This window comes from Pseudomonas sp. Snoq117.2 (genome assembly GCF_900110545.1).
Lineage (GTDB): Bacteria > Pseudomonadota > Gammaproteobacteria > Pseudomonadales > Pseudomonadaceae > Chryseomonas > Chryseomonas benzopyrenica.
The window spans coordinates 22835-45484 of the sequence record NZ_FOED01000008.1; the positions used below are offsets into that span (position 1 = coordinate 22835).

The window sequence follows — 22650 nt, forward strand, 5'->3', positions numbered from 1 at the left end:
CCACCATGACATTCGATCTGCGCCTCGACACCCTGAGCGCCGTCTATGCCGCCGGGCCCCAGACCCCACGCACGCTCATCGCCGAACTGCGGGAGCAGGCCGCGGCCCTCAATCCCGAGTACCACCTGTTCATCCACCTGCTGACCCCAGCCGAGCTGGAGCCCTATCTCGCCGCCCTGGACGACTGCGATCCCGCCGAGCTGCCGCTCTATGGCATCCCCTTCGCCATCAAGGACAACATCGACCTCGCTGGCATCCCCACTACGGCTGCCTGCCCGGCCTATGCCTATGTGCCCGAGCGCTCGGCGACCCTGGTGGAACAGCTGGTTGCCCTGGGCGCCGTGCCGCTGGGCAAGTGCAATCTCGACCAGTTCGCCACCGGCCTCAACGGCACCCGTTCGCCCTACGGCGCCTGCCGCCACAGTGTCCACGCGGACTATCCTTCCGGCGGCTCCAGTGCCGGTTCGGCCCTGGCCGTGGCCCTGGGTGTCGCCAGCTTCGCCCTGGGCACCGATACCGCCGGTTCCGGGCGCGTGCCCGCGGGGCTGAACAACCTGGTGGGCCTCAAGGGCAGCAAGGGACTGCTGTCCACCGCCGGCGTGGTGCCTGCCTGCCAGACCCTGGACTGCGTGACCTTCTTTACCGCCACCGCCGCCGAAGCCAGCACGCTGCTGGCGCTCACCGCCCGCCTCGATCCGCGCGATCCCTACAGCCGCGCCAATCCACAGTGGAACGAGGCCAGCGCCTTCGGCCGTCCGCGCCCCTTCCGCTTCGGCGTCCCGACCCAGCTGGAATTCCTCGGCTGCCCGGAAAGCCCGGCGCTGTTCGCGGCCACCAAGGCGCAGCTGGAAGCCCTGGGGGGCGAAGCCGTGCCGCTGGATCTTGCGCCCTTCCTGGAAGCCGCGCGCCTGCTCTATGAGGGCCCCTGGGTGGCCGAGCGCTACAGCGTGGCCGGCGCCCTGATCGAGGCCGAACCGGACGCCGTACTGCCGGTGATCCGCGCCGTGCTGGAAAAGGCGCCCGGCACCACGGCGGTGGACGCCTTTCGCGCCGGCTACCGCCTGCAGGCGCTGAAAGCCCGGTGCGACACCCTGCTCGCCGAACTGGATTGCGTTCTTACCCCCACCTATCCGCGCCCGGTGACCCTGGCCGAACTGGCCGCCGAACCGGTCGCCCGCAACGCCGACCTGGGTTACTACACCAACTTCATGAACCTGCTGGACTACGCCGCCGTGGCCGTGCCGGCCGGCGTCATGGCCAACGGCCTGCCCTGGGGCGTGACGCTGTTCGGCCGGGTCTTCACCGACCAGTACCTGCTGAGCCTGGCCGCCGCCCTGCAGGAAGCCCAAGGTCTGCCGCTGGTCGGCGGCGCCCTGCCGCAAGCCAGCCTCCCGGTGCGTCCCGCCCGCCATGACCGTGCCCGCCTGGTGGTCTGCGGTGCCCACCTGCAGGGACTGCCGCTCAACGGCCAGTTGCTCGCCCGTGGCGCCCACCGCCTGGCCCTGACCCGGAGCGCGCCGCACTATCGCCTCCACGCCCTGGCCGGCGGTCCGCCGCTCCGGCCCGGCATGGTCCGGGTCGCCGAAGACGGCGCCGCCATCGAGGTGGAAGTCTGGGAGCTGCCCAGCAGCGAACTGGGCAGCTTTCTCACCGGCATCCCCGCCCCGCTCGGCCTGGGCAAGGTGGAACTGGCCGATGGCAGCTGGGAAACCGGCTTCATCTGCGAGCCCTACGGCCTGGCCGGCGCCGAGGACATCACCGCCTATGGTGGGTGGCGGGCGTGGTTGGCGAGTCGCAGCGCCCACTAGCGTAATCCCAGGCTCGGGAATCTGGATCGGGTCCCGAGCCCGGTGGGAAGCCATCAGCCGGCGTCTACCTCGCGCACCACCAGACGCTCCCCCTCCTGAATCGCCAGCAACCGGACAGCCATCGGCTGTGCCAGCAGACAGTCGGCCACCGCCGGCTCCAATAGCCGGCGCAGCCGCCGGACCAGATCGCGAGCACCGAAGCGGGGATCGTGATCACGGGTCAGGAAGGCCCTGGCGCTGTCGTGCAGCTCCAGGCTTTTTCCCCGGCGGCCCAGGCGTTGATTGAGCTTGTCCAGCTCGATGGCGAGCAGCCCGGGTAGCCGGTCCTGATCGATGCGCTCGAACGCCAGGATCCGCTCGATACGATTGAGAAATTCCGGATCGAAATGCGCATGCAGCGCCTCTTCCAGGATAGGTTCAGGATCCGCCGACAGCTTGAGCCAGCGCCGCCAGCCACGCGCGAAGCGGGTACGCTGCTGCTGGACGGCGCGGGCACCCAGGTTGCTGGTCATGAAGATGAGGCTGTTGCGAAAATCCAGTCGCTTGCTGCCGGCGCTGAGCACCAGCTGGCCGCTGTCGAGTACATTCAACAGGGTACGGATGACCTGGCGATCAGCCTTTTCCAACTCGTCGAACAGTACGATGCCAGGGCGGCCGTAACTACCGGCGATGGCCTCGGCATCGAACAGCGTGGTGCCTTCCTTGCTGCCCACATAGCCGGGCGGCGCGCCGGCCAGGGCCGCGGCGTAGTGCTCCTGGGCCAGGGTGTTCATATCGATACGGCAGAGGGCATCTGCCCGACCATGAATGGCCTGGGCCAGCAGGCGCACGATCTCGGTCTTGCCGACCCCGGTGGGGCCAAGGAACAGACTGACGCCCAAGGGTCTTTCCGGATCACCGATGTCGGCCTTGACCACCTTGAGCAGGGCTTCCACCTCATCGAGCACTCTGGCCTGACCAAGGATGCGCGCTCGCAGCAGGACCATGACCGCTGCCGGCTCGAACAGGAACCGGGAGGGTAAAGGCGCCTGCCCCTCGCATGCGAGCTGGCCACGGTTATGCTCGATCAGGTCATTGACGAAAGGCATGGCCCGCTCCTCGCGCCGCTGGCGCTAACCCAGCTGACGTTCCTGACCGGGATGCGGTAATTCCCCCACCGGGCAGTCCGCTACACCGAGGGTGGAGCGCGTCATCCGCTCGACGTCGGCCTGGGCCTTCTGCGCATCCAGGACCCAGGTGCGATAAAAGTCGAAGGGACAGTCGGCCACCCCCTTGTCGCCGTCGCCGGAGTTGTAGACCCCGGTGTAGCCGCGGTGCAGCAGCTTGAACAGGTGGTTCTGCGACTGGTCGTTGGCGCGGGCATCGCGAATCTGCGAGATCGACAGCTGGGCGTACTGAATGCCCATCTCCTCCTCGCCGCACTCACCGAGGGTGCGGCCATCGAAACCGATCAGCGCCGAATGGCCGAAGTAGCTGTATACCCCGTCGAAGCCGGTGGCGTTGGCCACCGCCACATAGCAGTTGTTGGCCCAGGCCATGGTCTTGGCCATCAGCACCTGCTGCTCCTTGGCCGGATACATGTAGCCCTGGCAACGTACGATCAGCTCGGCACCCTTCATGGCGCAGTCGCGCCAGATTTCCGGGTAGTTGCCGTCATCGCAGATGATCAGGCTGATCTTCAAGCCTTTGGGCCCCTCGCTGACATAGGTGCGGTCACCGGGATACCAGCCCTCGATGGGGCACCAGGGAATGCACTTGCGGTACTTCTGCACGATCTCGCCATGGTCGTCGATCAGCACCAGGGTGTTGTAGGGCGCCTTGTGCGGGTGCTCCTCGTGGCGTTCGCCGGTGAGCGAAAAGATCCCCCAGGTCCTGGCCTCGCGGCAGGCGGCGGCGAAGATCGCCGTCTCCTCGCCGGGGATGGTCGCGGCGGTGGCCATCATCTCGTCCTTGTCGTACATGATGCCCATGGTGCTGTACTCGGGGAACACCACCAGATCCATGCCCGGCAGGCCGAGCTTCATGCCCTTGATCATCGCGGCAATCTGCTGGGCGTTGGCCAGCACCTCCGCCTTGCTGTGCAGGCGTGGCATCCGGTAGTTGACGACAGCAACGCCGACGGTATCGGGGCTGCTGGAAATATCGCCGTGGCGCATGGAGTGGCTCCTTCGAAAGGGCTGGACCGGAAATCAGTGGCTGATCATCCAGGGGCGGGTTGACGGACTGGTCTTCAGGCCATGGGGATTGGCCTTGCTGCGGGCCACCGGCTTGCTTGGCGCGCAGCAGCTGCAACCGGCGCCATGACTGCGCTTGGCTTGGTATTCCTCAAGGGATTGGGGTGCGTGGCGCGAACGCTCATTGGTCTCCTGGGCGCGACGCGCCCCGCGCGCCAGGGTCGCCAGGCCAGGGGCACTGAGGATCACCCGGGGGCTGGGCGTAGCACAGACGGGACAGCTGCAGGGATCGTCGCGCTGGGCCATGGGCCGCAGCAGGGTGAAATCCCCGCAGTCGGGGCAGTCGTATTCGTAGATCGGCATGACGGGCTCCTGGCGGCGGGGGCGCGACCGGCGGCCGCACCCGGGCGGCTCACTTGTCGTAGGCGATGGGCATGTCGATGCTGCCGTCCAGGTAGCGGGTCGGTCCGGCGGCAGTGGGATTGATGTCGAATTCGAAGATGTCCGTCGGCAGCCAGAGGGTGGCGCAGGCGTTGGGAATGTCGACCACCCCGCTGATGTGGCCCTGCACCGGCGCCGAGCCCAGCAGCGAATAGCCCTGGGCGCCGCTGTAGCCGAATTTCTTCAGGTACTCGATGGCATTCAGGCAGGCCTGCTGGTACGCCAGGTTGACGTCCAGGTAGTGCTGCTTGCCGGCGTCATCCACCGAGATGCCTTCGAAGATCAGGAAGTTGTTGTAGGTGGGCACGATGGGGCTGGGCTTGAAGATGGGATTCTTGATGCCGTACTTGGCCATGCCGCCCTTGATCAACTCGACCTTCATGTGCACCCAGCCGGCCATCTCGATGGCGCCGCAAAAGGTGATCTCACCGTCGCCCTGGCTGAAGTGCAGGTCGCCCACCGAAAGGCCCGCGCCCTCCACATAGACAGGGAAGAAGATCTTCGAGCCACGCGACAGGTCCTTGATGTCGCAGTTGCCGCCATGCTCACGGGGCGGTACGGTGCGTGCGCCGGTAGCGGCTGCCGCATCGCGGGCCGCGCCGGTAAGCTTGCCCATGTGGGCGGTCGCAGCGAACGGCGGATTGGCCAGGGGCGGTACCCGGGTCGGGTTGCTGTCGATCAGCTCCTGCTCGCGGGCATTCCAGTTGGCCAGCAGCTTGGGATCCGGCAGGCAGCCGATCAGCCCGGGATGGATGAGCCCGGCGAAACGCACCCCCGGGATATGGCGGCTTTTGGTGAACATGCCCTCGAAGTCCCAGATGGATTTCTGCGCCGAGGGAAAGTAATCGGTGAGAAAGCCGCCGCCGTTCTGCTTGGAAAAGAAGCCGTTGAAGCCCCACTGGGACTCGGCCTTGGCGCCGATGTCGAGCAGATCGACCACCAGCAGGTCGCCCGGCTCGGCGCCCTTCACCCCTACCGGGCCAGAAAGATAATGCACGGTCGACAGGTCGACATCGCGCACGTCGCTGGCGTCGTCGTCGTTCTTGATCGCGCCACCGGTCCAGTCGTAGGTTTCCAGGATGAAGTCATCCCCCGGCTTGACCCAGCAGGCCATGGGGATGTCCGGATGCCAGCGGTTGTGGACGTTCTCGTTGTCGGTGGCGGCCTGGTTAAGGTCAACTTTGATCAGGGTGTCGGTCATCGCGCAGCTCCTGGCTGTTGGCGGTAGCGGGAGGGTTCCAGGTCAGTCTCGGGGCTGGGATTGGGGCTGCAAATACGTCGGATGACGTAGGCGCAAACCCAGACAAGGCAAGGCTTGGACGGGATTACCAGGCAGCCGGAAGCGACCGCCGTGCTGCTGCAGGGCGGCCGCGCAGAGCGCCGGGATCAGACCGACAGGTAGCGGCTGATGGTGGCTTCGTCGACCTTGTCGCGGGTATCCTCGACCACGAAGCGGCCCTTCTCGATCACCAGAAAACGGTCGGCAATGTCGAGGGTGAAGGACAGCACCTGCTCTGACACCACGATGGTCAAGTCACGCAGGGCGCGGATCTCCTTCAGGGTGCGGGCGATGTCCTTGATGATCGAGGGCTGGATGCCCTCGGTCGGCTCGTCCAGCAGCAGCACCTTGGGATTGGTGGCCAGGGCGCGGGCGATGGCCAGTTGTTGCTGCTGGCCACCGGAGAGGTTGCCACCCTTGCGCTGGCGCATCTCGTGCAGCACCGGGAACAGCGCATAGAGATCGTCCGGCACCTTGCCTCGCGCGGAGGCCGGTAGGCCGGTCTGGATGTTTTCCAGCACCGTCATGTGGGAAAAGATCATTCGCCCTTGCGGCACATAGGCGATGCCACGCTCGACGCGCTGGTGGGTCTCCAGCCGGGAGACGTCCTGGCCGTCCACCGCTACGTGGCCGCTCCAGGTCGGCAGAATACCCATCAGGCTGCGGAACAGGGTGCTCTTGCCCATGCCGTTGCGGCCCATGACGGCGACGATTTCCTTGTGCGCCACGTCCAGGCTGAGGTCGTGGAGGATGCGGCTCTGACCGTAGCCGGAGACGAGGTTCTGGATGGTGAACATGACCGGGTTCTCCCGTGATCGACTGCAGGAAAAGGGCTGGAGGCGAGGGCTCAGTGCCCCAGGTACACCTCGATAACCTTGGGATTGCTCTGCACCGCTTCCATGCTGCCTTCGGCCAGTACCTTGCCCTGGTGCAGCACCGTGACCTTGTGGGCGATGCTTTTGACGAATTCCATGTCGTGCTCGATGACCAGCACCGAGCGCCCCTGACTGATGCGGTTGAGCAGCTCGGCGGTCTGGGATCGCTCGGACACGCTCATGCCCGCCACCGGTTCGTCGAGCATCAGCAGCTCCGGGTCCTGCATCAGCAGCATGCCGATCTCCAGCCACTGCTTCTGGCCGTGGGAGAGCAGATCGGCCTGCTGGTGCAGCAGGTCGGCGAGAAAGATCTCCGCGGCCACCGCCTGCACCCGCGCGACCACCGCCGCACTGCGCTTGAAGAACAGCGCACCGAATACCTTGCGGCCTTCGGGATAGGACATCTCCAGGTTCTCGAACACCGTGAGATTCTCGTAGATCGAGGGGTTCTGGAACTTGCGGCCGACACCCGCGCGAACGATGTCGAATTCCTTCATCCGGGTCAGTTCACGACCGTTGAATTCGATGCTGCCGGCAGTGGCGCGGGTCTTGCCGCAGATCAGGTCCAGTACCGTGGTCTTGCCGGCGCCGTTGGGGCCGATCACCACGTGTACCTCGTTGCGGTCGACATAGAGATTGAGGTCGTTCACCGCCTTGAAGCCGTCGAAGGAGACGGTCAGGCCTTCGATGGCCAGTACCGGCTTGGCGAGCTGGAAACCGACGGGACTGGTAATCATGGCGTGGTCTCCAGGCGGGAGGCTTTGGTTGCCGTGTGCGGCGCTGACGAGGTGACGGGCGCGCTCGCCGGCTGGCGTCTCAGGCGTGCCACCAGGCGCTGCCCATGGCTCTTCCACAGACCGGCCAGGCCGTTGGGGAAATAGAGGACGACCACGATGAAGAGCCCGCCCATCAGGTACAGCCAGAGTTCGGGGAAGGATTCGGAGAAGTAGGTCTTGCCGAAATTCACCAGCAGCGCGCCGTACACGGCGCCCAACAGCGACAGCCGGCCGCCGACGGCGGCGAAGATGACCATCTCGATGGAGGGCACGATGCCGACGAAGGACGGCGACATGAAGCCCACCTGCAGGGCGAACAGGGCGCCACCCACCGCCGAGAAGGCCGCGGCCAGGCAGAACACGAAGATCTTGAAGCTGGCCACGTCGTAGCCGGAGAAGCGCACCCGCTCCTCCTTGTCACGCATGGCCACCAGCAGCCGGCCCAGCTTGGAGGCCAGCACGAAGCGGCCGATCAGGATGCAGCCGAACAGCAGCGCTGCGTTGACGAAATACAGCACCACCTTGGCGCTGTCCGAACGGATGTCCCAGCCCAGCAGCGTCTTCAGGTCGGTGATGCCATTGACCCCGCCGGTGAGGCCCTGCTGACCGATGATGAGAATGGTCAGGATGGCGGCGATGGCCTGGGTGACGATGGAAAAGTACACGTCCCCTACCCGCCGCTTGAACATCGCCAGGCCGATGATGAAGGCCAGCAGCACCGGAACCGCGATCACCGCCACCAGGGTGAAGCCGAAGCTGTGGAACGGCTGCCATAGCCAGGGCAGCTCGGTAATCTGGTTCCAGTCCATGAAGTCGGGAATGCCGGGGGTGGACTGGATCTTGGTGCTTTCCGGATCCGAGGCTTCGAGTTTGAGGAACATCGCCATGCAGTAGCCGCCGAGACCGAAGAAGATTCCCTGGCCGAGACTGAGGATGCCGCCATAGCCCCAGCAGAGCACCAGGCCGACCGCGACGAAGGCGTAGGTCAGGTACTTGCCGACCATGCTCAGGCGGAAGATGTCCAGGGTCAGCGGAAACACCAGCAGGATCAGCGCGGCCAATACCAGCAGGCCTAAGGTGCCCTGCCGGCCGCCGAGCAGGTTGTCGATTGCCTTGTTCATCGTGGACTCCCTACTTGCGGACTTTTGCCGAAAACAGCCCCTGGGGCCGCAGCATCAGGATGAGGATCACCGCCGACAGGGTCAGCACCTTGGCCATGGAACCAGAGAGGAAGAATTCCAGCAGCGACTGCGCCTGGGCGATCCCGAAGGCCGAGGCGATGGTGCCGAGCAGGCTGGCTGCGCCACCAAAGACCACCACCAGGAAGGTGTCGACGATATACAGCGAGCCCGAGGTCGGACCGATGGAGCCGATGGTGGTGAAGGCCGCGCCCGCCACCCCGGCCACGCCGCAGCCCAGGGCGAAGGTCAGGCGGTCTACGCGGCGGGTGTTGATACCCACGGCGCGAGCCATCACCCGGTTCTGCATGGTGGCGCGCACCTGCAGCCCCCAGCGCGAGCGGTACAGCATGAAGAACAGGGTCAGGGTCAGCAGCGCAGTCACGACCATGACGAACAGGCCGTTCTTGGGGATATCGATGCTGGCGGTCGGGCTCCAGGAGCCCATGATCCATTCCGGCAGTTCGGCACTGACCTCGCGGGCGCCGAATACCGAGCGAAACACCTGCTGCAGGATCAGCGACAGGCCCCAGGTGGCCAGCAGGGTGTCCAGCGGACGCTGATAGAGCCGGCTGATCATCGCCCACTCCACCAGCCAGCCGATGGCGCCAGCGACGAAGAACGCCAGGATCAGGGCGAAAAAGAAGTAGTAGGGCTGCAAGGCCGGAAACAGGTGCAGGGTAAGCGAGGACATCACGTAGGTGGTGTAGGCCCCCACGGTGAGAAATTCGCCATGGGCCATGTTGATCACGCCCATCTGCCCAAAGATGATCGCCAGCCCCAGCGCCATCAGCAGCAACACGCAGAACACCGAAAGGCCGTTGAAACCCTGCATCACGGCGATCGCGCCGAAGTCGGATAAGCTTTCCATGGAGATCTTCCCGTGAAGGTGGACGGAGGCGTCCGTCAGGCGACGCCTCCGGTCAGGCAAGGCTTACTGGTAGCCTTTGGGGAAAGGATTGGGCTCGATCAGATCGGCGGATTCGTGGACCACCTTGAAGGTGCCGTCCGGTTGGATCTGGGCGATGCGCGAGCGGCTCCAAAGGTGATGGTTCTCGTGAACCTTCACGTAGCCTTCCGGTGCGGTCTTCAGCTCCAGGCCCGGAGACGCCGCGACCACCTTGTCGACATCGAAGCTGCCGGCCTTCTCCACCGCCATCTTCCACAACCAGGGACCGAGATAGGCCGCCTGGGTGACGTCGCCCACCACCGCATCCTTGCCGTACTTGGCCTTGAACGCCTCGACGAAGGCCTTGTTGTTGGGATTGTCCAGGGTCTGGAAGTACTTCATCGAGGAGTAGAAGCCGGCCATGTTCTCGCCACCGATGCCGAGCATCTCATCCTCGGTCACCGAGAGGGTCAGCAGAGTCTGCTTGGCCGAAGTGATGCCAGCCGCCTTGAGCTGCTTGTAGAAGGCCACGTTGGAGCCCCCGACGACCGCGGCAAAGACCACATCGGGCTTTTTCAGCTTGATCTTGTTGGTCAGGGAACCGAACTGGGTGCCGCCCAGCGGGTAGTACTCCTCCCCCACCACCTCGCCATGCAGCACGTTTTCAATGTGCTTGCGGGCGATCTTCATCGAGGTCCGCGGCCAGATGTAGTCCGAGCCCACCAGGTAGAACGTCTTGGCGCCCTTCTCCTTGGCCAGCCAGTCCAGCGCCGAGAGAATCTGCTGGGTGGCTTCCTGGCCGGTGTAGAAGACGTTCTTCGACTGCTCGAGGCCCTCGTAGAAGGTCGGGTAGTAGAGCAGGCCGTTGTCCTTCTCGAAGATCGGCAGCACCGCCTTGCGCGAGGCCGAGGTCCAACAGCCGAACACCGCCGCGACCTTGTCGGCCTCCAGTAGCTTCTTGGCCTTTTCGGCGAAGGTCGGCCAGTCGGAGGCGCCGTCTTCCTGGATGATCTTGACCTGCCGCCCGAGCACCCCGCCCTGGGCATTGATCTGCTCAATCGCCAGCCGCTCGGCCTGGATGGCCCCGGTCTCGGAGATGGCCATGGTGCCGGTGGCGGAATGCAACTGGCCGACTGTCACGGTGGTATCGGTCACGGCCAGGCCGGTGGTATTGGCGGCGTCCGCCATCACGCCCTGGCTGAACACGCTGGCTGCCAACAGGGACAATGCCGCGGCGCCCAGCGCCAGGCGTCGCGGAAGACTGGATTTCACGCCCGCTGATCTGTGCATCTTGTCGCTCCTCTAGATGATGTGCAGGTCGCCCCCGGGGACCGGGACTGCGGCTTGCGCTGCGGAGCAAGGATGGGCCGGGACAGGCGGCGCGGAACATACGCAGGATGACGTAACGGCCTACGTCATCTGACGTACAGCCCGCTGCAACGCCCTGAGGCATGCTCGGTCTGTCGCGCGCCCGCGCGGGGCACGCCAGGCCGGGCAGACAGTGGCCACAGAGAGGCAGGAGGCCAAGACGGCCGAGGCATGGAACTTGCCTGAACACCGCCACGCAGACCCCAGGAGCCCTGCCGTGCAGCAGACCGGGACGCAACGCATCGCCAAGATCCGCAGGGACTACAACAGCTGGGTGGCCGACGAGACGCTGGAAGACTACGCCCTGCGCTACACGCCCCGGTCGTTTCGCAAGTGGTCGGAATTCCGCATCGCCAACACCGCCCTGGCCGCCGTGTCCTTTCTGGCCCTGGAAGCCATCGGTGGCGCCCTGGCGATCAGCTATGGCTTCACCAATACCCTCTGGGCCGTGCTGGCGGCGAGCCTGGTGATCTTTCTCACCGCCCTGCCAATCAGCTATTACGCGGCGCGCTACGGGGTGGACATGGACCTGCTGACCCGGGGCGCCGGCTTCGGCTACATCGGCTCGACCATCACCTCGCTGATCTACGCCAGCTTCACCTTCCTGTTCTTCGCGCTGGAAGCGGCGATCATGGCGCTGGCCCTGGAACTGTACTTCCGCATTCCGCTGGCCCTGGCCTATGTCATCTGTTCGATCATCGTCATCCCCCTGGTCACCTATGGCATCACCCTGATCAACCGCCTGCAGCTCTGGAGCCAGCCGCTCTGGCTGATCCTGCTGCTGTTGCCCTATGCCTTCGTCATCGCCAAGAATCCCGGGGCCCTGGCGGACTGGACCACCTTCGCCGGCCGCGAGGGCGAGGCCGGCGCCTTCAACCTGCTGTCCTTCAGCGCCGCCTGTACCGTGGCCCTGGCCCTGGTGACCCAGGTGGGCGAGCAGGTCGACTACCTGCGCTTTCTTCCGGAAAAGACCGCGCAGAATCGCCGGCGCTGGTGGGCGGCGCTGCTGATGGCCGGTCCCGGCTGGATAGTGCCCGGCGCCCTGAAGATGCTGGCCGGCGCCTTCCTGGCCTTTCTCGCCCTGCAGCACGAGATTCCCCTGGAGCGTGCCGCCGAACCTACCCAGATGTACTTGGTCGCCTTCGGCTACGTGTTCGCCTCGCCCGGCTGGGCCATGGGGGCCATGGTGCTGTTCGTCATCGTCAGCCAGGTCAAGATCAACCTGACCAATGCCTATGCCGGCTCCCTGGCCTGGTCCAACTTCTTCGCCCGGGTCACCCACAGCCACCCGGGAAGGGTGGTCTGGCTGGTGTTCAACGTGCTGATCGCCCTGATGCTGATGGAGCTGGGAGTGTTCGAGGCCATCCAGGAGGTGCTTGGGCTCTATGCCAACATCGCCATCGCCTGGATCGGCGCCGTGGTCGCCGACCTGGTGATCAACAAGCCTCTAGGGCTGTCACCCCGGCACATAGAGTTCAAGCGGGCGCACCTCTACGACATCAACCCGGTCGGCGTCGGTGCCATGCTGCTCGCCTCGCTGCTGTCCGGTCTGGCTCATGCGGGGCTGTTCGGCGCCCTGGCGCAAGCCGCCTCACCCTTGGTATCACTGGTCTCCGCGCTGATCTGCGCGCCGCTGCTGGCCTGGCTCACCCGGGGCCGCTACTACATCGCCCGGACCAGCGTGCTGAAGTTGCTGCATCCCGCGCAGGTCCATCTGGAATGCGTGCTCTGTACCAACGCCTTCGAGCGCGAAGACATCGCCTTCTGCCCTGCTTACGGCGCGCCCATCTGCTCGCTCTGCTGCGCCCTGGATGCGCGCTGTGGCGATCTCTGCAAGCCCAGGGCGCGCCTCGCCGAGCAGGTCGATACCCTGCTGCGTTGGCTGCTGCCGAACACCTCGGTGCCGCGCCTGCATACCCGCTTGGCGCACTATCTGGGCGTGCTGCTGGTCATGGTCGGGCTGATGTTCTGTGCCCTGGCACTGATCTACAGCCAGGTCTCCCAGGGGCTGCAGGTCGATGAGCGTCACCTGTTGTATCAGGGATTCTTCAAGGCCTTCATGGTGCTCACGCTGTTTGCCGGCGCCCTGGCCTGGTGGGTGGTGCTGACCCGCGAGAGCCGCCATGTGGCGCTGGAGGAATCGACCCGGCAGACCGCGCTGCTGATGCAGGAGATCGAGGCGCACCGCAGGACCGACGAAGCGCTGCAGCGGGCCAAGGAGGCTTCCGAAGCCGCCAACGCGGCCAAGAGCCGCTACGTTACGGGCTTGTCCCACGAGTTGCGCACGCCGCTGAACAGCATCCTCGGCTATACCCAGATCCTGCAGCGTGATCCGGCCAGCAGCGGCCATCAGCTGGATGCCCTGGCCACCATCTACCGCAATGGCTCGCACCTGCTCTCGCTGATCGACGGCCTGCTCGACGTGGCCCGGATCGAAGCGGGCAAGCTGCAGCTGGAACCCTCGGAGATTCCCTTTCCGGAGTTTCTCGAACAGCTGCAGCAGATGTTCACGCCCCAGGCCCAGGACAAGGGTCTGAGCTTTGCCCTCGAGGTCGGGGGACGCCTCCCCGCCGTGGTGCGCGGCGATGAAAAACGGGTGCGGCAGATCCTCATCAATCTGCTCGGCAATGCCGTGCGCTACACCGACCAGGGTGGCGTGATCCTGGCGGTCACCTATGCGCGGGAAACCGCTACCTTCGAGGTCATCGACAGCGGTCTGGGCATCGCCGCAGAGCAGCTGGAGCGGCTGTTCCAACCCTTCGAACGGGGTGATCCGCTGCGCCAGGACAACGGCCTGGGACTGGGTCTGACCATCACCCGCATGTTGGTGACGTTGATGGGCGGCGCCCTTGACGTGACCAGCACGCCCGGCCAGGGCACCCGCTTCGTGGTGCGCCTGTTCCTGTCCGAGGTACGGGTGCCCCAGGCGCTGGTCCACGTCGAACACAGCATCAGCGGCTATCAGGGCCCGCGACGCCGGGTGCTGCTGGTGGACGACCACCTGGATCACCGCCGGGTGCTGGCCGGCATGCTCGAACCTCTTGGCTTCGAACTGGCGGAGGCCGCCAATGGCCAGGACGCCATCCGCCAGGTTGCCCTCTGGCAGCCGGACCTCATCCTCATGGATCTTTCCATGCCGCTGCTGGACGGACTGGAGACCAGCGCGCTGATCCGCCGCAATGGCCTGTCCAGGGCGCCGATCATCGTCATTTCCGCCAATGCCTTCGCCGTTGATCGCGAACGCAGCACCGCGGCCGCCTGCGATGATTACCTGGCCAAACCGGTCCATACGCCGCAGCTGCTGGAAAAGATCAGGATGCATCTGAATCTGACCTGGCTGGAGCGGACCGCCGGACCGCCTGGCGCACGATCGATTTCGCTCCAACCGCCGAGCGCTGCCAGTCTGGAAGCGTTACAGGAGCTGGGGGCGCTGGGCTATGTGAAAGGCATCCACGCCTGCCTGGACCGCATCGAGCGCGAGGAGCCGGCCAGCGCCGCCTATGTCGATACCCTGCGCGCACTGGTGAAACGCTTTCAGCTCAACGACTTCAATCGCCGTCTCAAAGATGCGCTGCAGCCGGCCGACCTGCCCCTGGAAGGAGAGAATCCATGACCGCCGCCCTACCGCCCAGCGTGGTGCTGATCGTCGATGACACGCCGGACAACCTCGCCCTGCTCTCCGACGCCCTGGACGCCAGTGGCTACATGGTGCTGGTGGCCCTGGACGGCGCCAGCGCCCTGGAACGCATGCAGCGCCGCCGCCCGGACGTGGTGCTGCTGGACGCCATGATGCCCGGGCTGGATGGCTTCGAGACCTGCCGGCGGATCAAGGCCCAGGCCGAACTGGCCGATATCCCTGTGCTGTTCATGACCGCCCTGACCGAGAGCGAGCACGTGGTGGAGGCCTTCGCCGCGGGCGGCATCGACTACGTGACCAAGCCACTCAGGACCGATGAGGTCTTAGCACGAGTCGCCGCCCACCTGCGCACGGCGCGCGAACTCCAGGCGGCGCGCAGCCTGCCAGCGAGCCGCCCGTATGCCAGGACCGCGCTGGACCTGGCGCCGCTCAGCAGCCGCTACCAGCTGACCGGCCGCGAGGTCGAGGTGCTGCACTGGGTCGCCTGCGGCAAGACCAATCGCGACATCGGCGACATCCTCGGCCTCTCGCCCCGCACGGTGAACAAGCACCTGGAGCACGTCTACGTGAAACTCGGGGTAGAAACGCGCACTGCGGCGGCGACCCTGGCCATCGCGACGTGCCGCTAAGCGTTCGGGCGCCGTCAAGCACCTCCCAGGGACCGCTGTCAGCTAATGCAGGAGCGGAGAATCACTGCCGCTACCTAACTGCAGGACGTTGCCAAGCTAGGCACGCTCGTCCTTGGCGGTATCCATGACGATGTAGCTGACCACCGAATGGACATGGGGCAGTACGCCGAGAACCTGGGTATGGAAGGTGCGATAGGCACTCATGTCGGCGACCTCTATGCGCAACAGATACTCGACCGCGCCGGTGACGGTGTGGCACTCGACCACATCCGCCGAATCGCTGATGGCCGCTTCGAAGGCATCGAGCACCGCGCGGGAGTGAGAGGACATGCCCACCGCAACGTAGACGACGAAGCCGATGCCCAGCAGCGATCGATCCACCACCGCTCGATAACCCTTGATGACACCGGAGCGCTCCAGCTCCTGTACGCGCCTGAGGCAAGCCGAGGGCGATAGTCCTACCCGTTCAGCCAGCTTGACGTTGGTCTGTCGAGCATCCCGTTCGAGCTCACGCAATATTCGGCGATCAAGACGATCTACTTTGATCATTAATTGCACTCCAGCCGTCCAGGAAGAAGTTTATGCAATCCTATATCGATATCAAAGCAATAAAATACGACCCAATTTCCTAAAGCTGCACTACCGTTGCCATGACCGATCTCGCCGTCCTGCTGCCCTTTCTGCTGTTTTGTTTCATCCTCACCGCGACTCCAGGTCCCAATAACGTCCTGGTGCTCGCCAGCGGCGCCCAGGTGGGCGTGAGACGTACGCTGCCGCTAATTGTCGGGATCGCCATTGGGGTAGCGCTGCAGTTGGCGGTAGTGGGTCTTGGTCTAGGCGTAGTCTTTGCCGCCCTACCCGGCCTGCATCTGCTGCTGAGCATTCTGGGACTGGCTTATCTCCTGCTGCTGGCCTGGCGTATCGCTACCTGTGGACCTATTCGGCTCGACGCCGAGGCCACCACGCCGATGGGCCTGCTGGGCGGCGCGGCCTTCCAGTGGATCAATCCCAAGGCCTGGACGGTATCCATCAGCGCAGCGGCCACCTATATACCGGTGCAGCATCACCGCCTGGACGTGATGCTGGCCGCTACCCTGTTGGCGCTGGTGAGCCTTCCCTGTGTAGGGATCTGGGCGCTCGCCGGCAGCGTCCTGCGTAATGGGTTGGCCGATGAACGCCGCGCCCACTGTTTCAATCTGGCCATGGCCGTCACGCTGCTGGTCGCCACCTTGCCGCCGCTCTATCAGCTTTTCACCCACTGACTAGGAAAACGGTTCTTCGCGGCTGTGGGAAGGTCGCCGGTGGCACACCCAAGCAACGCTCCTGGCGCAGACAGATCCGTTCCTGGCGATGAGCCGCACTCATGTCATCGTGAGCGACGGGCACTATTCAATGTCCGGTCTGGCTGCTATCCATGATGCCCGACAGCGCTCCTACGCCAGAGCCGCGGCCCTCTCCTCTCACCTAGATGATAGATACACACGATGTCCACGCCTTATACCGACCGCTACGACCTCCCCTTGTCGACCTTCTCTGCCCACGCCGCCGAGCGCTACCAGGCCGGTGTCGATCTGCTGCTGTCGCTCTGGCCGGGGGCGGCCGAGGCGCTGGACGAGGCCATCGCCGCCGATCCTGATTTCGCCCTGGCGCTTGCAGCGCGGGCGCGGCTGCAGCTGATCGACAACCAGACCGGCGCCGTCCGGGAGGCCATCGCGCGGGCGCAGCGGCTGGTCGAGCGGCGCGGCACGGAGCGCGAGCGCAGCCATGTGCAGGTCCTGCAGCGGCTGATCGCCGGTGAATCCGCCCAGGCGCTGCAAGATGCGCTGGCGCATGCCGACCGCTGGCCGCGGGACATCCTGATCCTGGGCTTGCCCCTGGGTGCTTTCGGCCTGCTGGCATTTTCCGGGCGGGCCGATCACGATCAGGCGCGGGTCGACCTCTGCGAGCGCCATGCCCGTCATTTCGCCGCGGATGACTGGTGGTTCCTGACCTACCGCGGCTGGTCCCTGGGCGAGAACGGCGAGGTGGTGCGGGGCCGTACGCTCACCGAGCGGGCGCTGGAGCTACGCCGCCACAACGTCAATGCAGCCCATGCCCTGACCCATGTCCTGCACGAATCCGGCGACAGCCAGGCCGCGCAGGCCCTGATCGCAGGCTGGCTGCCCGAGTACCCCCATCACGGTACCCTGCATGGCCATATCGCCTGGCACGGCGCCCTGGTGGCCCTCGAACAGGGCGACAGCCAGGGCGCGCTGGACCTCTATCAGCGCTTCGTAGCGCCAGCCGCGTCCACCGCCGGTCCGCTCAACCGGGTCAGCGACAACGCCTCCTTTCTCTGGCGCCTGGGGCTTTATGGCCACGAGGTGCCCGCCGACCTCTGGCAGGCTACTGCGGCCAGTGCGTCCGGGCTGTTCCAGCAACCGGGGCTGGCTTTCGCCGACGTCCATATGGCCCTGATCGCCGCGGCGACCGGGGATCGCCAGGCGCTGGAAGAACGCGTGGCCGGACTCGAAGCCCGCCTGTACGACGGTACCCTGTCCGCCGGGCCAGTCGTCCCCCTGCTCTGCCGCGCCTTGCTGGCCTTCGCCGACGAGGACTATGACGGCTGCGCACGACTGCTGGAGCCGCTGCGCGCGGATGTCGCCCGCATCGGTGGCAGTGGTGCCCAGCGCGAGGTCATCGAAGACACCCTGCTGGTCGCCCTGCTGCGCGGGGGTGAACACACCAGGGCAGGCGCACTGCTGGACGAGCGCCTGCACCGGCGGCCTTCGACCCGCGATCGGCACTGGCGGGCTAGCCTTGCATCCTGATCCGGAATGGTCACGGACTACCCGGTGATCAGTTTTACCTCACCTCTTTATCTGTAGACGCAATTTCATTATATTTGCATCTACAGATCGGAGAGTCCTATGTCCCAGGTCGTTGCCGTTGAGCAGTTTTCGAAAAGCCAGAGCACGGCCGGCCTACGGGCAGCGCTCAACATTCTGGACAGATGGCAGGCCTCCAGTGAGCAGAGTTGCCGCATCTTGCGCATCTCGCGCAGCACCTACACCCGGGCCTTGCAGCGGGAAGGTAACTGGGCGGTGAGTCTGGATGCCGATCAGCTCCAGCGTGTCAGCCTGGTGCTGAACATGCATTCCGCGCTACGCCTGGTCTTCGACAACCCGGAAAACGTCTACGGCTTCGTCGCCATGGCCAATCACAATGAGTTCTTCAATGGCCGTTCGCCGCTGGAGATCATGGCCCAAGGTGACATGATCTCCCTCTATGAAACCTTCCGGCGTATCGACGTCCTGCGCGGTGCCGGATGGTGAAGCTGGAGGACCTGCCCCTGCTGGCCGATGAGCGTCTACAAGGGCATCGCCTGGTCAACTCCAAATTCCCGCCCATCCACCTGTTCGACGATGTTGCCAATGCCGAAGATTTCGCCGTGCTCCATCAGTTACAGGTGTTGACCAACCCGCGCCTACAAAACGAGCTGGGGCGTCTGGAGCTGATTCCCCGCGAACAGATTCCCTTCGGCATCTCGGGTTGCTCCTATGCGACAGCGCCCTTCACTCACGTCAATCCAGAGGGTTCGCGCTTCAGCGATGGCACCTTCGGCGTTCTCTATCTGGCCGACCATCCCGATACCGCCCTTGCCGAGGTTCGCTATCATCAGCAAGCGTACTGGTCGAAGGTGCCCGCGCTGAAATACGAGCGGTTCGTCTTCCGCAATCTTTCGGTGAGCTTCTCTGAAGAGGGCTTCCGCGATGCCCTGGTGCTGGAAGCGACCGATGCCCTCTACCACCCCGCAGACTACGGCGCGGCGCGTAGTCTTGGCGCCGCCGCCAAACGCGCCGGCTGCCCAGGCCTGCGCTATCGCTCGGTGCGGCGTCCCGGCAACCACTGCTGGGCATTGCTGACCCCAGGACGGATCAGTGCGGTGGTCCAGGCGGCGCCGGTTGAGATGATCTGGAACGGCGGCATCATCAGCGTCAATCGCCTCACCGCCGTGCCGGGCGAGCCGACCTGATCAGGTAGCGCCCCCTCAGGCGTGGGTCAGATACCACCGCCAGTCCTGCTCCCCCACCTCGGCCATGAATTGCCGGTATTCCGCGCGCTTGATGGCGAGGTAGACCTCGATGAACCGCTCCCCCAGCGTCTCCTTGATCCACGCAGAGCGCTCCAGCGCCTGCAGCGCGGTCAGCCAGTCGGTGGGCAGCAGGTCGGTAGCCTGCTCGTAGCCATTGCCAACGATGGCGGGTCCCGGGTCACGCTCGTCACGGATGCCTTCGTGGATGGCGGCGAGGATGGCCGCGGCGGCCAGATAGGGATTGGCATCGGCGCCGCAGATGCGGTGCTCGATATGGCGACTGCTGGCCGGACCGCCGGGCACGCGCAGGGACACGCTGCGGTTGTTGACCCCCCAGCTCTTGGCCAGCGGCGCGTAACTGTTGGCCTGGAAACGGCGGTAGGAGTTGGCGTTGGGACAGAAGATCGCCAGGGCATCCAGCATCCGGTGCTGCATGCCGCCGATGGAATGGCGCAGCAGCGGCGTGCCCTGCGGGTCCTCGCTGGCATAGAGGTTGTTGCCCTCGGCATCGGCCAGGCTGACGTGCAGGTGCAGGCCGCTGCCCGCCTGGTCGCCGAACGGCTTGGCCATGAAGCAGGCCTGCAGGCCGTGGCGGTTGGCCACGCCCTTGACCAGGCGCTTGTAGCGAATGCCTTCGTCGATGGCCTGGAGGGCATCGAAGCGGTGCAGCAGGGTCAGTTCGAGCTGGCCGGGGGCGTATTCGGAGATGGCCGTGCGCACCGGCAGGCCCTGCACCTCGCAGGCGGCGTAGAGGTCATCGAGAAAGGGCTGCAGCTGCTCCAGTTCGTAGACCCCATAGACCTGCGGCGAGCCGGGTCGCACGCCATTCATCTGCAGCGCCGGTTGCGGCCTGCCCTGGGCGTCACGGGTGCGGTCGAGCAGATAGAACTCCAGCTCCACCGCCATTACCGGCTGGAAGCCGTCGGCCTGCAGCCGCTCGATCACCCGCACCAGGGCATGCCGGGGATCGGCGGGGGTGGCCGGCAGCCCCTGGGTCGGGTGCATGCTCACCTGCACCTGGCCGGTCGGGGTGCTGCGCCAGGGTTGCAGGGTCAGACTGCCGGGCAGCGGATAGGTCCAGCAGTCGACATCGGCGACCTCCCAGACCAGGCCGGTGGCCTCGACGTCTTCCCCCTGCAGGGTCAGCGCCAGGATGGAGCTGGGCAGCGGCCGGCCCTCCTCGTAGATGGCCAGCAATTCGTCCCGGTGCAGCAGCTTGCCGCGGGGCACGCCATTGGCATCGATCAGCATGAGTTCGATGCTGCGCACCTCGGGGTGGGCGGCGAGGAAGTCGCGGGCTTCCTGGGCGTCGGCGAAGTTCATGGCTGACACTCCCGGGCGCCTGGCAGCGCCAGGAGTTCGGCGAGGCCCTGGTCGAGGGTGGCAAGCAGTAGATCGACGTCTGCCGCAGCGAGATCCGGGCAGCACAGGGTCATGTTGTGGAAGGGCGTGATGAGGATGCCCCGGTTGATCAGATAGAGGTGCAGCGCCTGTTGCAGGCTGTCGTGGAAGGCGGCTTCCGCCTCGGCGCCGGTGGTGGGCGGCGTGGCGCAGAACTGGAATTCGCAGCGGGCGCCCAGCTCCGTCACCGACCAGGCCAGGCCATGGCGGGCGATCACCTCGCGCAGACCGGCGGCCAGTCGCGCTGCCAGCGGCAGCATCCGTTCGTAGGCGGCCGGCGTCGCCACTTCCTCGAGGTTGACTCTCAGGCAGCGCATGGCCAGGGCATTGGCTGACAGCGTGGTGCCCATGCCGCTGTGCCCATGGCCGTGGCTGGTCTCGCTGGCGTGCTGCTGCGCCAGGCGCATGGCCTGGGCCATCTCGTGGCTGCAGCCATAGGCCGAACAGGGCACGCCCCCGGCGATGGGTTTGCCGAAGGTGATGAAGTCCGGCTGCAGATTCCAGGCGCGGGTACAGCCGCCGGGGCCGGTGGACAGGGTATGGGTCTCGTCGATGATCAGCAGGGTGCCGTACTGCCGCGTCAGGGCGCGGACCTGGTCCATGAAGCCCGGGGTGGGCAGCACCATGCCGATGTTGGTCATGGCCGGTTCGCAGATCAGCGCAGCGACGTCGCCCTTCGCCAGGGCCGCCTCCAGCGCGGCCAGGTCGTTGAAGGGCACGGCCCGGCTGGTCTCGGCCAGGTTGTGCGCCTGGCCGATCAGGCCGCCGCGGTGCACGGTGCGCCCCTCCTGATGGCGCACCATGACATCGTCGACGGTACCGTGGTAGCAGCCGTCGAACACCAGCAGCATCTTGCGATTGGTGATGGCGCGCGCCCAGCGGATGACATAGCGGTTGGCGTCGGTGGCGGTGGTTGCCACCTGCCAGAACGGCAGGCCGAAGCGCTCGGCGAGCAGCTCCCCGGCGACCACGGCATCCTCGCCGGGCAGCATGGTGGTGAGCCCGCGCGCGCCCTGCTCGGCCAGAGCCCGGGCGATGGGCGCCGGCGAATGGCCGAACATGCTGCCGGTATCGCCCAGACAGAAGTCGATGTACTCGTGGCCGTCGACGTCATGGAATCGCGAGCCCTGGGCATGGCTGACGAACAGCGCGCTGGGCATCGACCAGTCGTTCATCCAGTGCATGGGCACACCGCCGAACAGCGAGTTCCGGGCCCGCTCGGCCAGGGCGAGGGATTTAGGATTGCGCGCCAGGAAGCGCTCGCGTTCAGCCGCGACGAAGATCTGGACGGCGGCTTCGCTGATACCACTGGTGGTCATGTCGGATTCCTCTTGGGGTGGAGGGCGGCTCGGCTCGGCCCGGGCTCAGTGCCCGGCCGAGACGCCGCAATCGATGGCCAGGTCCGCGCCGGTGATGGAGCGGGCGGCGGATTGGCACAGGAAAAAAGACAGCTCGGCGACCTCTTCGGGCTGGATGAAGCGCGCCTGCTCGCCTTGCGGATACTTCTCCAGCAATTCCTGCAGATAGGCGGCGGGATCGCCCTTGCCGTAGCGCTCCGCCTGAAAGCTCAGCATGGGCGTCGCCACATCGCCGGGGGAGATGCTGTTACAGCGCACCCCGCTGGGCGCCAGATCCAGCGCCAGGGCCTTGGTCATCAGGGTCACCGCGCCCTTGCTGGCGCAGTAGACGGCGGCGTTGCGGTTGCCCTGGCGACCGGCATCGCTGCTCAGGTTGACGATGGCGCCGCGAGTTTCCCGCAGCGCGGGTATGGCCGCGGCGCAGAGAAAGAAGCTGGCCTTGAGATTGACGTCCAGCACCAGGTCGAAGTCTTCCTCGCTGAAGGTTTCCGCCGGGCCTTCGCGCCAGACGCCGGCGCAGTTGACCAGGGCGTCGAGTCGACCCAGGCGGTCCAGAACGCGGGCGACCACCTCCCGGCTCGCGCCCGCCTGGCGCAGGTCGGCGGCGTGCTGACCGGCAAGGCGGCCGTCGGCCTGTAGCGTCGCCAGGGCCGCGCCGTCGAGATCGGTGCCAAAGACCCGCCAGCCCGCCTGCAGGAAATGCTCGCGCACCGCCCCCCCGATGCCACCCAGTACCCCACTGACCAGTACGACCGGCTGCAT

At 65.7% G+C, this 22650-nt stretch carries 20 protein-coding genes; 7 read left to right on the top strand and 13 right to left on the bottom strand.

Annotation, left to right across the window (positions count from 1 at the left end; translation table 11 throughout):
- Positions 1-5: 5 nt before the first annotated feature.
- Positions 6-1808: an allophanate hydrolase gene (gene atzF, locus BMZ43_RS18780; protein ID WP_093255726.1), complete on the top strand. Its 1803-nt coding sequence runs from the start codon at positions 6-8 to the stop codon at positions 1806-1808.
- Positions 1809-1861: 53 nt separating this feature from the next.
- On the opposite strand, the gene BMZ43_RS18785 is transcribed toward atzF, so the two are convergent.
- The 9 genes from BMZ43_RS18785 to urtA all read right to left on the bottom strand — a co-directional run bounded on the left by BMZ43_RS18785 (position 1862) and on the right by urtA (position 10710).
- Positions 1862-2896 (bottom strand): AAA family ATPase, encoded by a 1035-nt coding sequence (locus BMZ43_RS18785; protein ID WP_093255728.1) that lies wholly within the window; start codon positions 2894-2896, stop codon positions 1862-1864.
- 24 nt (positions 2897-2920) lie between these two features.
- Positions 2921-3964, bottom strand: coding sequence for an aliphatic amidase (locus BMZ43_RS18790; protein WP_093255731.1), 1044 nt, complete (start codon positions 3962-3964; stop codon positions 2921-2923).
- Between the two features lie 33 nt (positions 3965-3997).
- Complete coding sequence (locus tag BMZ43_RS18795; protein WP_093255734.1) at positions 3998-4345, bottom strand: FmdB family zinc ribbon protein; 348 nt, start codon at positions 4343-4345, stop codon at positions 3998-4000.
- 49 nt (positions 4346-4394) lie between these two features.
- Positions 4395-5624 (bottom strand): formamidase, encoded by a 1230-nt coding sequence (gene fmdA, locus BMZ43_RS18800; protein ID WP_017640178.1) that lies wholly within the window; start codon positions 5622-5624, stop codon positions 4395-4397.
- 185 nt (positions 5625-5809) lie between these two features.
- Positions 5810-6499 (bottom strand): urea ABC transporter ATP-binding subunit UrtE, encoded by a 690-nt coding sequence (urtE, locus tag BMZ43_RS18805; protein WP_093255736.1) that lies wholly within the window; start codon positions 6497-6499, stop codon positions 5810-5812.
- A 50-nt stretch (positions 6500-6549) separates the two neighbouring features.
- The gene (urtD, locus tag BMZ43_RS18810) at positions 6550-7314 is read right to left on the bottom strand and encodes an urea ABC transporter ATP-binding protein UrtD (RefSeq protein WP_017640176.1); all 765 of its coding nucleotides are present in this window, start codon (positions 7312-7314) and stop codon (positions 6550-6552) included.
- Positions 7311-8474, bottom strand: coding sequence for an urea ABC transporter permease subunit UrtC (urtC, locus tag BMZ43_RS18815; RefSeq protein WP_093255739.1), 1164 nt, complete (start codon positions 8472-8474; stop codon positions 7311-7313). The genes urtD and urtC overlap by 4 nt, the downstream gene beginning before the upstream one ends.
- 10 nt (positions 8475-8484) lie before the next feature.
- Positions 8485-9402 carry an urea ABC transporter permease subunit UrtB gene (gene urtB, locus BMZ43_RS18820; RefSeq protein ID WP_017640174.1) on the bottom strand — a complete coding sequence of 306 codons (918 nt, stop codon included), beginning with the start codon at positions 9400-9402 and terminating at the stop codon, positions 8485-8487.
- Between the two features lie 63 nt (positions 9403-9465).
- Positions 9466-10710 carry an urea ABC transporter substrate-binding protein gene (gene urtA / locus BMZ43_RS18825; RefSeq protein ID WP_093255741.1) on the bottom strand — a complete coding sequence of 415 codons (1245 nt, stop codon included), beginning with the start codon at positions 10708-10710 and terminating at the stop codon, positions 9466-9468.
- Positions 10711-11005: 295 nt separating this feature from the next.
- Here urtA and BMZ43_RS18830 point away from each other — a divergent pair, with 295 nt between their 5' ends.
- Both BMZ43_RS18830 and BMZ43_RS18835 read left to right on the top strand, forming a co-directional pair.
- Positions 11006-14401 (top strand): hybrid sensor histidine kinase/response regulator, encoded by a 3396-nt coding sequence (locus BMZ43_RS18830; RefSeq protein ID WP_093255743.1) that lies wholly within the window; start codon positions 11006-11008, stop codon positions 14399-14401.
- Entirely contained in the window at positions 14398-15054 is a 657-nt protein-coding gene (locus BMZ43_RS18835) for a response regulator (RefSeq protein ID WP_093255746.1), read from the top strand. The genes BMZ43_RS18830 and BMZ43_RS18835 overlap by 4 nt, the downstream gene beginning before the upstream one ends.
- Positions 15055-15150: 96 nt before the next feature.
- Here BMZ43_RS18835 and BMZ43_RS18840 read toward each other — a convergent pair whose 3' ends face one another.
- Entirely contained in the window at positions 15151-15603 is a 453-nt protein-coding gene (locus tag BMZ43_RS18840; protein ID WP_026083743.1) for an Lrp/AsnC family transcriptional regulator, read from the bottom strand.
- Between the two features lie 101 nt (positions 15604-15704).
- On the opposite strand from BMZ43_RS18840, the gene BMZ43_RS18845 reads away from it, so the two are divergent.
- The 4 genes from BMZ43_RS18845 to BMZ43_RS18860 all read left to right on the top strand — a co-directional run bounded on the left by BMZ43_RS18845 (position 15705) and on the right by BMZ43_RS18860 (position 19069).
- Complete coding sequence (locus BMZ43_RS18845; protein WP_093255749.1) at positions 15705-16316, top strand: LysE family translocator; 612 nt, start codon at positions 15705-15707, stop codon at positions 16314-16316.
- A 222-nt stretch (positions 16317-16538) separates the two neighbouring features.
- Positions 16539-17864, top strand: coding sequence for a tetratricopeptide repeat protein (locus tag BMZ43_RS18850; RefSeq protein ID WP_093255752.1), 1326 nt, complete (start codon positions 16539-16541; stop codon positions 17862-17864).
- 99 nt (positions 17865-17963) lie between these two features.
- Positions 17964-18368, top strand: coding sequence for an antitoxin Xre-like helix-turn-helix domain-containing protein (locus tag BMZ43_RS18855; protein ID WP_017640167.1), 405 nt, complete (start codon positions 17964-17966; stop codon positions 18366-18368).
- Positions 18362-19069, top strand: a complete 708-nt coding sequence (locus BMZ43_RS18860; RefSeq protein WP_064308732.1) for an RES family NAD+ phosphorylase — start codon at positions 18362-18364, stop codon at positions 19067-19069. The genes BMZ43_RS18855 and BMZ43_RS18860 overlap by 7 nt, the downstream gene beginning before the upstream one ends.
- 15 nt (positions 19070-19084) lie before the next feature.
- On the opposite strand, the gene BMZ43_RS18865 is transcribed toward BMZ43_RS18860, so the two are convergent.
- From BMZ43_RS18865 to BMZ43_RS18875, 3 genes are read right to left on the bottom strand one after another with little or no spacing between them, the layout of a single operon-like run.
- Positions 19085-20452 carry a glutamine synthetase family protein gene (locus BMZ43_RS18865; RefSeq protein ID WP_017640165.1) on the bottom strand — a complete coding sequence of 456 codons (1368 nt, stop codon included), beginning with the start codon at positions 20450-20452 and terminating at the stop codon, positions 19085-19087.
- Positions 20449-21849: an aspartate aminotransferase family protein gene (locus BMZ43_RS18870; protein WP_093255755.1), complete on the bottom strand. Its 1401-nt coding sequence runs from the start codon at positions 21847-21849 to the stop codon at positions 20449-20451. The genes BMZ43_RS18865 and BMZ43_RS18870 overlap by 4 nt, the downstream gene beginning before the upstream one ends.
- Before the next feature lie 45 nt (positions 21850-21894).
- On the bottom strand, positions 21895-22650 hold the full coding sequence (locus BMZ43_RS18875; protein ID WP_064308734.1) for an SDR family NAD(P)-dependent oxidoreductase: 756 nt from the start codon (positions 22648-22650) through the stop codon (positions 21895-21897).